Below are 15,378 nucleotides of genomic sequence, written 5' to 3'. Positions count from 1 at the left end.
TTTTCTAAAATAGCCGCATTTGTTTTAAAAAAAGGTGTATTAGTTTAAGAATAAATAGTACAATAATACATAAGGAGGTCGTAGTATGAACATAGATGAAATTCTTTTGAAAGACAAGAAAATATATCACACCAAAGAGCTTATGGCAGTTGGATTGACATATTATAAAATCAATAAATTAGTGGATGAAGGCTGGCTAATAAGGTTAAATAAAAGCTATTATGAAAACAATTATTTTGAAGGTGAAGATAATGATTTTTATTATGTTACTGCATATACACCAGAGGGTGTAGTATGCTTGCTGAGTGCGGCTGTGTACTATAGATTGACAAATTTTAGACCTGATTCAATTGATGTAGCTGTCCCTAAAAAGAAGAATGTATCTACGTTACCAGATTGGCCTGTTTTTAAAATGTATTATTTTGAAAAAAATAGATATGATTTGGGAATTAAAAACATAATTTCATCTAAAGATGGATTCAAGATATATGATATTGAGAAAACTGTTGTTGATATATTATATTATCGTAATAAAATTGGTATTGAAGAAACAAAAGAAATATTGACAAACTATCTTAGCCGACAGGATAGGAATCTAAATAAATTGATACAGTACAGTGAAAAATTAAAATGTCATGATATCCTAAAATCTTATTTGGAGGTGCTCGTTTGATGAATGCTGATTCTGTTAAAGCCAAACTAAAAAAATCCGCTAAAGAAAACAAACGACTATTTCAAGACGAGTTGGTAGTATATTGCCTAGAACGTACGATTTATAGAATTTCTCAATCAAAATATAATGAAAATTTCACGTTAAAGGGTGGTATATTTCTATATGCAGTATTTGATGGTGATTTTAGCAGAGCTACAAGGGATATCGATTTATTAGGAAGATCAGTGGATAACACGATTGAAACTATGAGAAAAATATTTGAAGAAATATTTTCGATTAAATTTGATGATGCAATTGTTTATGATCTAAATTCTATTTCGATAAAATCAATAACGGAACTTAAAGAGTATCCTGGTATCAATGTAACTGTTAATGCTATGTTGGATAAAACAAGAGTTCCTGTTTCAATAGATATAGGGTTTGGTGATGTGGTATATCCTAAACGAGTTGTTATGGGATTTCCAACATTACTGGATATGGAGTTTCCGAAGATTTATGCGTATTCAGTGTCATCGGTTGTAGCTGAAAAATTTGAAGCAATTGTCTCACTCGGTTACGCGAACAGTAGGTTTAAAGACTTTTACGATGTATATTTACTGATTAATAAATTTAACTTCGATGGAAATGAACTATCAAAAGCAATTGAACAAACTTTCGGTCATAGAAAAACACCTTTGACTGATATTGTGGCGTTTGAAGAAAAGTTTTATGAGGATAGAGCTAGAGTAGCAAGATGGAATGCATTTATTAATAAGAAACGTGCAATGAGCCAGTTAGAATTTGGTAATGTAATTGAAGGTATCAAGAAATTTCTTGTGCCGGTAGTTGTATCTCTGAAAGAAAAAGAGCCATATGAATTCAATTGGAGCTCAGAAGAATTGCTTTGGAAATAAGTTGATTTAGACAATGTGGTTGGTAACGGTGTTTGTCAACATAGTTGTCAGTAAAACCTGAAAATTAAGATGATAATTTTTCAATGCATTCTATTGATTCTTCTTTTTCAGGATTTAACCATACTTTTTCACTTAAAGTCCAATTACGCGTTTTCCCAGACCATCTCTCAGTATGTCTCAGTTTAGCCGCTTCATATACAGCTCTGCGATTGGCTAAAACTGTTTCTGATTGACCGTTGTGCCTTTGTTCTGGGGTCAGGAAATTAAGCCCACTGTGATGATGCTCCTTGTTATACCAGCGGTGCGAATCCGAGGACCCATTTTCGAGCGTCTTCAATAGTTGCAAACCCTTTTCGTGGATAGCCCGGTCGATACTTAAGTGTTCTGAAGATTGATTCCGCATAGGCATTATCATTGCTTACACGAGGTCTGCTGTTTGAAGGCATGACACCTAGCGTGATTAACGTTTCAAGTAAGGTTGCACCTTTCATCGGGCTTCCATTGTCCGAGTGCAACACAAGTGGTCTCTTATCTTTTGTACGGTTTTCGCTCATAATCGCTCGACGCACAAGTCTGCTTGCGTATTCTTTTTCATAAACTTCCCATGCAATTATTTTTCTGCTGAATAAATCTAAGATTAAATATAAATAGTGATATTTGCCTTTTATTCCAGCCGGCATATACGTAATGTCACACTTATTCTGATGTTGGGATAAGTGGGATATCACTTAATGCCACTTCATGTTTCTGATGAAGTGGCGAGCCTTTCTGCTATTTTGTTTAACAGCGACTATTATGATTTTTTACTTGAAGGTAAGAAAAATATAGAAGGGTTATCAGTATTAGATGAGCTTCGATTGATCCCCTTTAAACGTAAATTCAAATCCCGACCTTGAAATAAACTTCCTATAGTTTGTTTTAAGGTTTTTTTATCCATAATCTCTAAAACCATTTAAATGACTACTGGTGTGACCTCTTGAAAGAATTGCGGTATCATTATATAAAGAAAACTTCATTATCAATCCTGAAAGAGAAAACATTATGATTAAATAAATGACTGGAGGTCTGACCATGAAAAAAGCATGGGTTGTTTTATCTTATATGACGATGATCACATTAAATGTACTTGCGAATTTACTGCCGATTAATGGACAAAATACGGGGGATATATCGGATGCTTATCCTAACTTATTTGCGCCTGCTGGGTATACTTTCAGCATATGGGGTGTTATCTATGTGCTTCTAGGTTTGATGGTTTTTTCGTTAGTAAGGCGGAGCAACTATCTCAATAATCCATTAAGAAATCAAGGCATTAGCCGCATTATGAATTTATTTATGATTTCATCGTTTGCAAATGCAACGTGGATTTTAGCATGGCATTATCGCTTAATTGGAATTAGTGTACTCATCATGCTCATAATATTAGTGAGTTTAATTTTAATGATGAATGTGCTGATCAAGACGCCATTTTCTAAAACAGAGATCAAATGGATGAAACCGCCGATTGGCGTTTATTTAGGATGGATCACAGTGGCGACGGTTGCCAACATCACAACCTATCTTGTGAGTATCAATTGGAATCGATTTGGTATCTCAGAAGCATTATGGATGATGGCGATTTTGGTTGTTGCAGCATTAATTGCTTGTGCGACTATGCTATGGAGTAAATGCGGGGCCTATGGCTTGACTGTGATTTGGGCCTATTTAGGGATTTGGTCAAAACATACCTCGGCAATAGGGTTTAAGGGTGAATATAGTGGTGTCGTTATGACGATTTATGTGACACTTGCGCTCTTGATTTTGACAACGGGGGTTGTGATCAGGGGGCGAATTTTGAGTGATAAGGGTTATGGCGCATAGTGCATTTCTTCTTTTCAAGATATTGATGAATCAAAATAATCGAATTTCTTGTCTTTGTGCCGGATACCAAGATAAATACTTGAAATCTAAAGAAAACTTATAGTAATCTAAAATACCAAATCCCCTAGTATTTTTAATGGCGGTTTGGTATTTTTATTAAGTGAATAATATTTTTCAAAATCTATTCAATACATATGTGACATATTTAAAAGAAAATCGTTTATTAAGTAGGGAGGTGAAAAATTGAAAAAAGACATCATCGATATGGTCTATAAAAAGTATTATAGGGATGTATACTTGTACATATACTCACTTTGTAAAAATCATCACGAGACAGAAATACTTGTCAGTGATACTTTTTTTAAAGCCATTTTGAGTTTAGAGGGGTGTGAAGTACATCTAAAGTATTGGCTACTTAGGGTTGGGAAAAACCTGTGGCAAGATTCGCTAAAAAAGAAGCCTCAATTGTCGATAGAGGATGACTATATAGATCAAGGCAAAGGACCATTGGAGCAATTGATTTTAAACGAGACACAAAGAACCGTTTATGAATCTATAGTTGGATTATCCAATCCATACAAAGAAATATTAATACACTACTATTTTAATGGTTTCTCATTAAAAGAAATTGCAGAAATGAAAAAAGTAAGTCCCGGTGCAGCAAGAACATTGCTTTATAGAGCCAGAATTAAGTTAATGGCAGAATTACAGGAGGAAGAAATAGATGGATTTTAATGAGTTGTTTATAAAATATAAAAATGGCACTGCCACTGATGCTGAAATAAAAATAGTTGAAGCTGAAATAGAAAAAAATAAAATCATCAATGACTACCTTGCAGAATCACTTGATGATTTGTTTCTAGAAGAGAATACGGATCCATTAGAAATCAAAGAGCAGGTTTCAAACAAATTAAGGAAGAATGTTTTATATTCAGTAATAAGTATTATTTTGATATATATTTTTATCAATAGTGCGATTTCACCGTTGATAGATTCTATGTATTATAACCCTAAAAAAGTGACACAAGGGGAAAGCATGAATGATATCACCTTTGATATGACAGCATTAACAGAACTGACTGTTCCTAGCTATCAATCAAAAATGGCTCTAGTAAATAAAAAAGGTTATGGCAGTTACGATATTATTTTGATAAGAACAAATGAATTTGGACGGAATGAAGAACGAATCCCCATTCAGTTGACTCGAAATACAAGAGCAGGTTTTTTTGATTATTTATTTTCATATGATCTAGAAACAAAGCTTACTGAAGAGGTGCCTTTTCTATTCGATTATGAAATGCCACTTGAAGATTTAAAATCAGAGCATAACTATGCTTCGGTATTTATCACTTTTAATAATCCGTTGTCATTATTAGAAGCTGTATCCTATGAGCAAACCTACAATCAATTAGTATTTCAATGGATGTCTATAGAGCATGGTACAGAGCGTCAAAATGAAAAAATTGGTTTTCAACCGGTTAAGTCAATCAGAACCAGTTTTGGAGATAGTCCAAATAAAGAATTGTATCCACTGTTTTACTTAAACGATATGTATCTTAATGGTGAAAAAGTAGACGGTCCCTTTGAAGAAGTCCTAGCAGTCAATTATGAAACACATGTCAAAACACTTTTGAATTATATGATTGATCGAAAAACGTTTGTCACAGTTTTTGATAAAAATAATATGAGACTAAAATTTTATGAAGATACTTTGTCATACATTGATAAAAATGGCATTAAGGTGGATGGGATGCTGATTTATGGCGAAACCAATGATCTTGTCAATTTCATTGAAAAAGCAGATGTATATGGCATCCAAATAGTAGATATGAAAGCATCTAAATATAGCAGAAAATAAAATTGGAAAGCTTGTAATTTGCTAAGTTAGCTCTTTTAATGTGAATCTGATTTTTAAACTTATGATTTACCAATATAGCGCTTCTATCGCAAAATAATTAGTGATATTCAAATAATACCTGAATATATATCAACTGATCCCAATTATTTTATGGATGAAAAAACCTTAAAGCGTGAATTGGAACCGTATATTCCTTTTATTGAATCTATAATTTTCAAATTTGCCTCCTAAAATTTTAAAAGATTCATCAAATCGGGGTTTATTTTATCCCGAACAGTGTTACAATAGAACTTGTGAGAAAACAGGGATCTCAAGGATTTTAACCGCTTCAATGTCGACGATTCATGCGGCAACGAACAATCAGAATTTGCTGGATGCCATGCCTGGTGCAGGGGATAAAGACCTGAGAAAGAATCGATCTGCGCTGAACAATATCATTTTGACTTCTACTGGTGCTGCAAAAGCACTCGAATTCATCTTACCTGAAATTAAAACAATCGGTTTTATGGCGGATTCCGTGAGAATTCCCACCAGTACAGTAAGCACTTTTAAAGAGCGTTATATAGATTCTTAAGTCAGAACGGACCAAAGCATAGATGCTTTGGCCCGTTCATTATATATATTAAATTCCATTTGATACTCAACTCTATTTAATTCTAAAATTTTTCGAGACCTTTCTACTCAGAAGACGCCCCTCACGCATGTGGGACATAGAGCACAACCTATCTCTAAGAAAACCGTTTATGCCACTCTTCAGTGAGCTCAGCGTGAAACTTAGGATCAGCAATGGCAATCAGAGCAGTAGCGCGCTCACGCAATGTTTTACCTCTTAAATCAGCGATACCATGTTCTGTGATGACATAATGTACATCGTTACGAGATGTCGTCACTGCAGAACCTTCGTCGATAAAAGGTACGATTCTTGAAATCGTGCCCTTACTAGCCGTTGAAGGCATTGCAATGATGGATTTGCCATCCTTAGCCATGCTCGCACCACGGACATAGTCCACTTGGCCACCAACACCGCTGAACTGAGTGAGCCCAATGCTATCGGATACCACTTGCCCCATTAAGTCCACTTGAATACAAGAGTTGATGGAGACCATCTTAGAATTTTGCATGATCACACAGGGATCATTGACATAATCCACAGGATACATTTCAACGGTTGGATTGTTATGGACAAAATCATATAGACGTTTGGTGCCCATCAAGAAAGTCGCAACCATTTTGCCTTTGTGCAAAGTCTTTTGGCTGTTGTTGATGACGCCGGCTTCAACCAATTCAACGACACCATCTGAGAACATTTCCGAGTGGATGCCAAGGTCCTTTTTATCCTTTAGGAAAAGGAGCACCGCATCTGGAATAGAACCAATCCCCAGTTGAAGGGTAGAACCATCCTCAATAAGCGAAGCGCAGTGCTCACCGATGGCTTTTTCCACATCACCGATTCGCGGTGGTGGGAGCTCAATGATGGGGTATGAAGTCTCAACGATGTAATCTAGCTCTGAAATGTGTATGAGTGAATCCCCAGCAGTACGGGGCATTTGATCGTTGATTTCTGCGATGACAGTTTTGGAAGCCATAGCTGCTGGCTTGGTATAATCAACCGATAGACCGAAGCTGCAATACCCATGGGCATCGGGAGGACTTAACTGGATTAATGCCACATCTGGCGTTAAATGACCTTCTGTTAAGAGCTTTGGAATTTGATAAAAAAAGCAAGGCGTGTAATCTGCACGATTTTCTTTTATGGGACCTCTTGTGCTTCCAGAGACGAAGAGTGCATTGTGTCTAAAGTGTTTAGTCATTTCAGGATTTGTATAATCCGTCTTTCCAAGTGCCACCATGTGCACGATTTCGACGTTTTCATATTGCGCTTTATTGTTGACCATAGCAGCGACCAGTGCTTTGGGTTCGCTTGCAGCATGGCCAATGACGACGCGATTTCCAGAACGTATCATTTTAACGGCTTCTTCTGCGGAGGTCAGTTTTTCATTGTACATCTTATGAAAGGTCATGGCTATCTCCTGTTCTTTTTCACTTTTATAGTGGGTGATGAGATTCAGGACCTTTTCATAGTCTGAATCATGGATCACCTGAATAACATCCTGTTTTACTGAAAAACGAGAAAAATGGGTGCATGCGTTCCTACACCCATTGATAACGAGGAGTACATCATAGTTTGATGCCTCAGTGGCTTTTTCAAAAACAATACTGTCTGGTAGAGTGCTTATAATACGGCCTGTAAATGCGGTTCGCGCATATCGGGGATTGCAGCCGCCGCAATATTTGATGCCAATCTTCAATGAAGATCACTTGCTTTCGTCTTGCTTAATAGTTTTTTTGCAAAATCAATCAATTCTTCACTGGTTTCACTAACTGAAATGACGCGCTCAATTTCTGGAAAATGCGCCATTAACGCTGTTTCAACCACCTCTAGAAGTGTCAAATTTGCGGATGGACAATTACTGCAAGCACCCAGTAGTTTGACTTCAACGGTATTGTTTTCTACTTTCAGGAGTTCAATATCTCCAGAATGGAGTCTGAGCTGAGGTCTAACCTCTTCCATTAAGACTTTTTTGATTTGATCAAACATGATTATACACCTCTTATTCATTTACTTATCAATACCTGCTATTTTTTTAGCAAGGTCTTTTTTATGTTGTAAGTTACTTTGTCTTGCAATCATAATACGTTGTGCCTGTGGAGAACCTGCACCATGCATAGATTCAGTACGGTAGCCGACTGCTGCAGTTCCAAGCGTTAAGTTTTCAATTAAACGAAGAATACGCATACGTTGTTCAGTAGGCACTTTGTTGATACCTTTGAAGTATTTTTCGCATAGTGGACCAATTTCTGGGTGTTTAAAATCTTTTGCTGAAGGCATTGTAACCATTAAACCACCAGCGATATCTTCAGCTAAACGCGCAATTTCATATGGGAAGCGTGTTACATTTTGCTTACAGATATTTGCTAACAAAAGATCAATTTGGTAGTTACCAGCTTCGGTTGGATAGCCTTCGCTAGAACATGCAATACCACAACAATAAAGTGTTTCGTTTAAGTGTGTCATTTCTATGAGTTTATCTTTAACATGAGAGGCTTTGTCTGCACCATTGTATTCAGCAGCAACAGAAGCTGCGCCTATAAGCACATCGCCTACACCCACTTTACAACCACCGTAGCTTTGACGGTGATAGCCAGCAAAACGTTCAACCAACATCCCTGCAAATTCAGTTTCACCATTTAAGAAGATGCGATCATTTGGAATAAAGACATCATTGAAAACAACTAGGGCTTCTTGACCGCCAAATTGTTTGTTACCAAGATCTAAATCCGCATCTTCTTCGAGGCGTCTCGTATCACAAGATTGACGGCCATAGATCATTAAGATGCCTTCTGCATCGGATGGAATTGCGAAAGACACCGCATAAGCTTTGTCGTCTTCGCGCATAGCGATGGTAGGCATGATCAAATGTTCATGAGAATTTACAGCGCCAGTTTGATGTGCTTTAGCGCCACGAACCACAATGCCGTCTGCTCTTTGCTCTACAACATGTAAGAACAAATCTGGATCAGGTTGTTGGCTTGGAGATAGTGAACGATCCCCTTTAGGATCTGTCATAGCGCCATCTATCGTTAAATCGTTTTCTTGTACGAAGTGCATATATTTTGTGAAATTTTCATGGTATTTAGTGCCGTGTTTTTTATCGATTTCAAAGGTTGTACTGAATACGGCATTAAAGGCATCCATCCCCACACAACGTTGGAAACATGAAGCCGTTTTTTGACCAAGCAGTCTTTGCATTTTGACTTTTTTCCTTAAATCATCAGTACTTTGATGTAGATGCGTGAATCGGTTCACTTTTTCTCCAGATAAGTGTGAAGTCGCTGTCATTAAATCTTCATGTTCTGCTGCATGAGCGAGTTCGTAAGTCATAGCCACCGAGTTGATCGATGGGCGAATCATAGGGTGATCTACTGGATTCTCAACCAACTCTCCAAACATATACACCTTAATGTTTAATTTGCGAAGACTCTCAATGTATTGTTGTCCATTCATTAATGCCATGTGTATTTCTCCTTTCAATTCGTAAAGTTTTCTGTTTTCAATTGTTTTATGTTATCCATTATTAAAGCAATATACATGCCAATAATGAATAACGTGAGGCAAATTAGATACAATCGAGAGGCCGCATGGATTGAGATCGGATTGAGAAGAAATCGGAAAAAAAGTGTGGGCGATATAACGATTCAATCGTTTCATATATGGAACAATTGAATCGTTGTTTTTTAGACTGCGGCACCTGCAAAGTAAGGTTTTGAAAAGTTAGTTTCATAAATAAAACGCGTTCCCAAAAAGAAACAACTTGAGATGTGCCTATTTTTTCTATAAAAACGAATTGATTGGCTAAATTTGAAACATTAGAAACCTATAATGTGAAATTTATATCAATAATTTTGGCGAATTGAATTTAATGACTTGCGTGACGTTAACTAATGAACTATCATAAAATAAGAGATTAAATGGAATGACAAAACTTGTGCTCAATTTAATGTGGGGTTAATGAGTTAGCGCTTTATGTATTTAAAATAGGAGGGTGAAATGGTATCGTTCGAAGTAAATGAGATATTGGAATCCATCTTTTGTGAAGGATCGGTTCTTTCTTTTTTCAACACACTGGATAAAGGCTTAATGATCATAGACAAAAATGAAAATATCATTTTCGCTAACAAAAGAGCACAAAAACAATTGAATAATTCGCTGAAAAGTATACAAGAAACGAAGTTGTCCAATATCTTAGCCTTTGGCAATATTAAAGAAGTGTTGATAAACGGCCTTTGCTTTTGCAATGTAAAGGCCTCCTTCTCTGGAGAAACCCATTTTGTAAACATCAGCCCAATCGATATCAATCTAGACATAGTCGGTGCGGCGGTTGTATTTGAAAATACTCAGAACAATGAAACTTTTGTGAATACCTTAAAACTCTGTAATTGCATTAGCCGAGAGTTAGAATCAGTCCTCAATTCTTCTTATGATGAAATTGTAGTTACAGACGCAAAGGGGAATATTTTAAAAGTAAATGAGGCCTATAGAAAATTGTATAATGCTGAAATGGATGATTTTGTAGGTCAAAATGTGAAGCAATTAGAGAAAAAAGGTATTTTTAATCCTTCGGTCACGATGAAAGTGATTAAAGAGCAGAAACGGATTTCCATTACACAGAAAACGAATTCGGGAAAAGTATTAATTGTAACAGGATATCCTATATTTGACGAGAACAAAGCGTTTATGTCTGTCATTAGCACGGCTAAAGATATCACCGAGGTTCATATACTTAAAGAGCAATTGTCAGAGGCTAAAAAAACAGCACAAGATTTTTATTATCAATTGGGTATTCTCAGACAACAAGAAACACAACAAGATGCCATGATTTCCATAAGTCCAGAGATGAAAAAAGTCATGATGACTGCCAATAGAGTTGCTAGAGTGGATTCAAATGTTTTGATCACAGGGGAGTCTGGAGTAGGCAAAAGTATGCTGGCGAGTGAAATTCATAAGCAAAGTGATCGATCAAAGGGTGCTTTTGTGAGTATCAACTGTGGTGCAATTCCAGCGGCTTTACTGGAGTCGGAATTGTTCGGATATGAAAATGGCGCGTTTACAGGGGCAAGAAAAGAAGGCAAACAAGGACAATTGAGTATTGCAAATGAGGGCACGCTTTTTTTAGACGAAATCAGTGAATTGCCTCTCCAAATGCAAGTCAAAATCTTAAAAGCCATCCAAGAAAAAAAATTTACAAGAGTGGGAGGCACTGAAACCCTAACTTCTAATTTTAGACTTATTACGGCGACGAATAAGGATCTTAAATGCATGGTAAAGGCGGGGACGTTCAGAGAGGATCTGTTTTATCGCTTGAATGTTATTCCGATAGAGATACCACCACTAAGGGAGCGGAAGCAAGATATCATCATGTTGGTCAATCTTTTTTGGGAAAGATTGAATGCAAAATATGGCACAAACAGAAAAATGGATTTAGACGTCTATGAAGTTTTGGCGGACTATGATTGGCCTGGAAATGTCAGAGATTTAGAGAACTGCATCGAAAGAATTATGGTGACAGTGGATAGAGATATCATCAGAGTATCTGATTTGCCTGCACAATTATTGATAAAGTCCAAGAAGGAAGTCGAAGTAAAGGAAATATTGCCTCTAAAACTGGCTATGGAAGAGACTGAAAAAAATCTAATTTTGAGGGCATATAAAGAGTTCAATAGTACTTACAAAGCAGCTGAAGCTCTTGGTGTAAGCCAATCTACGGTGGTTAGGAAGCTTCGGAAGTATGGCTGTTGTGACATTGCGTAGTGTGTGTGAAACGATAACTTAAAAAAATAATACGGATAGAAATACAGACGTGAGTCACAAATGAATTATAGGAGTCATTTGTGACTCGTCTGGAAGTGTTGAAAACACTCGATAATTTTCTGATAATTCAGATATCACTCTTTTTTGCAAGATTGATATTTTTTTTATGCAAAAAAACGGGTATTTTGCTAGGGTTTATTTTGGCATGGGATTTGCGATGTTATAGGCTGAACACAAAATATGTATAAGGGGGAACATGAATGGAGTCACGTAAGGAACTTGAAAAGGTTTACTCGAAAGGCGATGTATTGTCTTTGGCTTTTGGGGCTATGATCGGTTGGGGCTGGGTAATGCTTGCAGGCTATTGGGTTAAAGAAGCAGGTTGGCTCGGTGCAATTGGTGCGTTTGCAATCGGTGCGATAATGTGTATATTTGTGGGGCTATGTTATGCAGAGCTTACGCCTGCGTTACCCTGTGCGGGTGGGGGACTTGTATTTGCCTATAGAAGTTTAGGCTATGTGGCGTCTTGGATCACCATTTGGGCAACTTGTTTTGCTTATATAGGTGTAGCTGCATGGGAAGGCATAGCCATATCCACAGCGATTGATTATGTGATCCCGATACCAAAGCTTGGTTATTTATGGACGATTGCAGGCTATGAAGTTTATCTCTCGTGGTGTGCGGTTGGCATGAGTGTTGGCCTCATTTTAATTATTTTGAACTACATGGGTGGCAAAAGTGCGGCTTTGTTCCAAACGATTGCAACACTTGGATTGACAGGCGTAGGCGTTCTTTTTATGGTCGGTGGAACGACAGTCGGACACACTGAGTTCATGGGTGTGATGTTTACAAGTGGTAAGGGACTGATCGCTGTATTGCTCATGGCTCCGGCGATGTATGTAGGGTTTGATGTCATACCGCAGTCGGCTGAGGAAATGAATATTCCGCTGAAGCAAGTTGCAAAAATCTTGATTCTATCCATTTTCATGGCGGCAGGCTGGTACATCATGATGGTAATTGGAATTGCCAAAGCAGCTCCAGCAACAATTAGAGATAATGGTGCTGTGCCTGTTGCCGATGCAGCAGCTTACTTGTTTGGTTCGGCAATGTGGGGAAAAGTCATCATTGTTGGGGCACTTTGTGGAATCCTCACAAGCTGGAATGGCTTTATCGTAGGGGGTGCGCGGGTATTGTTTGCAATGGGTAGAGCTAAGATGCTTCCACCGATTTTTGGCAAATTACATCCGAAAACACAATCGCCATACGCTGCAATTCTTATGATTGGTTTTATCTGTTTATTATCACCATTGCTTGGCAAAAACGCTCTTGTATGGTTTGTAAATGCAAGTTCATTCGGCGTGGTTATAACGTATCTAATGGTCACGGTTTCGTTCGTTGCCTTGAGAAAGAAAGAACCCAACTTGAATCGACCATTCGCAATTAAGCATTGGAAGTTTGTGGGTTATACTGCGATTGTAATCTCGATTGCATTTATCATGCTATACTTACCGGGTTCACCAGGTGCTCTTGTGTGGCCTTTTGAATGGGGCATGATCTTGGGGTGGACAGTACTTGGTGCGGTGTTGGCATTCATGACAAAAAGGGCGTACCCTAATGTGACTAAACGCGAAAGAGAACTCTTGATCTTTGGCGAAGAGTATGGCAGAGCAGCAATCATTGGAGAAAAAAAAGAGATCACGGTGGCAAAAAAAGATAAGAGTGCTTAGAGTGAGTTTGAATTGAGTGGATTTGAATTAAGTAGATTTGAATGCATATTATATCACATGACAGATATGGAATTGGGAGGAAAGTATAATGACAAAGTTAAGATTAAGTTTACCAAAGATGGTTACTGAGTTACCAGGACCAAAGTCAAAAGCATTATTAGCCTTAAGATCTGAAAATGTACCGGTAGGGGTTTCGTATGGCATTCCAACTTTTATCGAACGGGGTGAAGGTGCCATGTTCCAAGATATCGATGGCAATGTTTTCATGGACTTTGCTGGCGGGATTGGTGTTATGAACATTGGTTACAGCCATCCTGAAGTGGTAGAGGTTGTTAAATCACAAGCGGAGAAGTTCTTTCACACGAGTATCAACGTAGTTCAATATGAGCAATATGTACGGTTAGCAGCAAAAATTAACGCTATATCACCAGGTGATTTTCCAAAGAAAACGATGTTTGTAAACAGTGGTGCTGAAGCGGTTGAAAATGCAGTGAAAATTGCACGTAAATACACTAAGCGTAGTGAACTCGTTACCTTTACGGGTGCATTCCATGGTCGTACAGCATTGACAATGGCATTAACAAGCAAAGTCAAGCCGTACAAATTTGGATTTGGTCCTTTTCCAACAGGCATTCACCGTGCGGAATTCCCGTATGCTTATAGACGTCCAAATGGTATATCTGAAGAGAATGCAATGGCTTACTTCATTGAGAAACTACACAATTTCTTCCTTGAAGAAGTAAACCCTGAAGAAGTAGCGGCGATCATTATTGAGCCAGTTCAAGGGGAAGGCGGTTTTATTCCAGTCCCTATGGCGTATGTTAAAGAACTTAGACGCGTATGTGATGAATATGGCATGCTCTTAATCTGTGATGAAGTACAATCTGGATATTGCAGAACAGGTAAAATGTTTGCGAGTGACTATTGGGCGGAGCACGGTGTCTATGCAGATATTATGACAAGTGCAAAATCAATCGCTGGCGGTCTACCACTAAGCGCAGTTACTGCAAGAGCTGAAATCATCGACGCTGCACAAGCAGGGGGAATCGGTGGGACTTACTGTGGAAACCCTATTTCAACAACTGCAGCGCTTAAAGTGATTGAAATCATGGAGCGCGATAATTTTGCAGATAAAGCAAGTAAAATTTCAGAAGTCGTTATGGCGCGACTTAACAAAATGAAAAATGCTTATGAAATGATTGGTGATGTAAGAGGGCTTGGTGCTATGATTGCCATGGAGTTTGTCACAGATCGCGAGACTAAAGAACCTGCTAAAGATGAGACAAAAGCGGTTATTCAAGAATGCAATAAAAAGGGACTTGTTGTTTTGGATGCAGGTATCCGTGGCAACAATCTACGTTTCTTAATGCCACTCTGCATTACAGATGAGCAGCTCACTGTAGCGCTTGATATTATTGAAAATGCAGTTGCAAAAGTAAATGGTATTATGCTCGAAAGTACGGATGAGAGTGCGAGTGCGTAAGGTTTTAGGATAAAAAGCTTGCATTCAAGGTTTATGGCAGTTCATGAAGCATCAGAGTGAGGGCTGATGCTTCATGTAAAACTGGCTTTTGACACTCTAACCCTAGATGAATATTTAAGAGAAGAAGAGGTTGAATTAAAATGACAAAAGTAGCAACGTATATTGAAGCAGTATTTGAACAAGTTAAAATGAGAAATGCTAACGAACCAGAATTTTTACAAGCAGTGGAAGAAGTTTTCAAATCTTTAGAACCTGTATTAGCAAAACATCCAGAGTACATTGAAGCCAACTTATTAGCAAGATTTGCAGAACCAGAAAGACAAATCACTTTTAGAGTACCTTGGGTGGATGATGCTGGTAAACTTCAAGTCAATAGAGGCTTTAGAGTTCAATTCAATGGCGCTATTGGACCTTACAAAGGTGGTTTAAGATTCCACAAATCGGTATACATCGGCATCGTTAAGTTCTTAGGGTTCGAGCAAATCTTGAAAAACTAATTAACTGGCTCTTMTWC

General features: G+C 37.8%; 13 protein-coding genes and 2 pseudogenes. 11 read left to right on the top strand and 4 right to left on the bottom strand.

Annotation, left to right across the window (positions count from 1 at the left end; all coding sequences use genetic code 11):
- Positions 1 to 85: 85 nt before the first annotated feature.
- Together F3D3_RS17795 and F3D3_RS17790 are read left to right on the top strand one after the other, a co-directional pair.
- On the top strand, positions 86 to 673 hold the full coding sequence (locus F3D3_RS17795; protein ID WP_069875809.1) for a type IV toxin-antitoxin system AbiEi family antitoxin: 588 nt from the start codon (positions 86 to 88) through the stop codon (positions 671 to 673).
- A complete protein-coding gene (locus F3D3_RS17790) occupies positions 673 to 1,566 on the top strand; it encodes a nucleotidyl transferase AbiEii/AbiGii toxin family protein (protein WP_069875808.1) in 894 nt (297 codons plus the stop codon). Before F3D3_RS17795 ends, F3D3_RS17790 begins: the two co-directional genes overlap by 1 nt.
- A gap of 64 nt (positions 1,567 to 1,630) precedes the next feature.
- Here F3D3_RS17790 and F3D3_RS24740 read toward each other — a convergent pair.
- A pseudogene (locus tag F3D3_RS24740) lies at positions 1,631 to 2,294 on the bottom strand (transposase); the annotation flags it as partial.
- Here F3D3_RS24740 and F3D3_RS24275 point away from each other — a divergent pair.
- The 5 genes from F3D3_RS24275 (at position 2,283) to F3D3_RS17765 (ending at position 5,858) form a co-directional block, all read left to right on the top strand.
- Positions 2,283 to 2,462: a hypothetical protein gene (locus F3D3_RS24275; protein ID WP_175438420.1), complete on the top strand. Its 180-nt coding sequence runs from the start codon at positions 2,283 to 2,285 to the stop codon at positions 2,460 to 2,462. The pseudogene F3D3_RS24740 and the gene F3D3_RS24275 overlap by 12 nt on opposite strands.
- A 175-nt stretch (positions 2,463 to 2,637) precedes the next feature.
- Positions 2,638 to 3,426, top strand: a complete 789-nt coding sequence (locus F3D3_RS17780; RefSeq protein WP_084389143.1) for a TspO/MBR family protein — start codon at positions 2,638 to 2,640, stop codon at positions 3,424 to 3,426.
- Between the two features lie 243 nt (positions 3,427 to 3,669).
- A complete protein-coding gene (locus F3D3_RS17775; protein WP_069875805.1) occupies positions 3,670 to 4,161 on the top strand; it encodes an RNA polymerase sigma factor in 492 nt (163 codons plus the stop codon).
- On the top strand, positions 4,151 to 5,284 hold the full coding sequence (locus F3D3_RS17770) for an anti sigma factor C-terminal domain-containing protein (protein WP_069875804.1): 1,134 nt from the start codon (positions 4,151 to 4,153) through the stop codon (positions 5,282 to 5,284). The genes F3D3_RS17775 and F3D3_RS17770 overlap by 11 nt, the downstream gene beginning before the upstream one ends.
- A gap of 220 nt (positions 5,285 to 5,504) precedes the next feature.
- Positions 5,505 to 5,858 (top strand): hypothetical protein, encoded by a 354-nt coding sequence (locus F3D3_RS17765; RefSeq protein WP_255364405.1) that lies wholly within the window; start codon positions 5,505 to 5,507, stop codon positions 5,856 to 5,858.
- Positions 5,859 to 6,012: 154 nt separating this feature from the next.
- On the opposite strand, the gene F3D3_RS17760 is transcribed toward F3D3_RS17765, so the two are convergent.
- The 3 genes from F3D3_RS17760 to F3D3_RS17750 form a co-directional block, all read right to left on the bottom strand.
- Positions 6,013 to 7,305: an acetyl-CoA hydrolase/transferase family protein gene (locus F3D3_RS17760; protein WP_069875875.1), complete on the bottom strand. Its 1,293-nt coding sequence runs from the start codon at positions 7,303 to 7,305 to the stop codon at positions 6,013 to 6,015.
- 284 nt (positions 7,306 to 7,589) lie between these two features.
- Positions 7,590 to 7,883, bottom strand: a complete 294-nt coding sequence (locus F3D3_RS17755) for a NifU family protein (protein ID WP_069875802.1) — start codon at positions 7,881 to 7,883, stop codon at positions 7,590 to 7,592.
- A 21-nt stretch (positions 7,884 to 7,904) separates the two neighbouring features.
- Positions 7,905 to 9,359, bottom strand: coding sequence for a 4-hydroxyphenylacetate 3-hydroxylase family protein (locus tag F3D3_RS17750; RefSeq protein WP_069875801.1), 1,455 nt, complete (start codon positions 9,357 to 9,359; stop codon positions 7,905 to 7,907).
- A gap of 534 nt (positions 9,360 to 9,893) precedes the next feature.
- Here F3D3_RS17750 and F3D3_RS17745 point away from each other — a divergent pair.
- The 4 genes and pseudogenes from F3D3_RS17745 to F3D3_RS17730 all read left to right on the top strand — a co-directional run.
- Positions 9,894 to 11,654: a sigma-54-dependent Fis family transcriptional regulator gene (locus tag F3D3_RS17745; RefSeq protein WP_069875800.1), complete on the top strand. Its 1,761-nt coding sequence runs from the start codon at positions 9,894 to 9,896 to the stop codon at positions 11,652 to 11,654.
- A gap of 260 nt (positions 11,655 to 11,914) precedes the next feature.
- A complete protein-coding gene (locus F3D3_RS17740) occupies positions 11,915 to 13,381 on the top strand; it encodes an APC family permease (protein WP_069875799.1) in 1,467 nt (488 codons plus the stop codon).
- A gap of 88 nt (positions 13,382 to 13,469) precedes the next feature.
- Positions 13,470 to 14,864 (top strand): 4-aminobutyrate--2-oxoglutarate transaminase, encoded by a 1,395-nt coding sequence (gabT, locus tag F3D3_RS17735; RefSeq protein WP_069875798.1) that lies wholly within the window; start codon positions 13,470 to 13,472, stop codon positions 14,862 to 14,864.
- Positions 14,865 to 15,004: 140 nt separating this feature from the next.
- Positions 15,005 to 15,358 (top strand): annotated as a pseudogene (locus F3D3_RS17730) (Glu/Leu/Phe/Val dehydrogenase dimerization domain-containing protein); the annotation flags it as partial.
- Positions 15,359 to 15,378 lie beyond the last annotated feature (20 nt).

It is taken from the genome of Fusibacter sp. 3D3 (assembly GCF_001748365.1).
GTDB lineage: Bacteria > Bacillota > Clostridia > Peptostreptococcales > Acidaminobacteraceae > Fusibacter_A.
The sequence above is the reverse complement of the archived record's forward strand: the minus strand, read 5'-3'. Positions and strand labels throughout refer to the sequence as shown.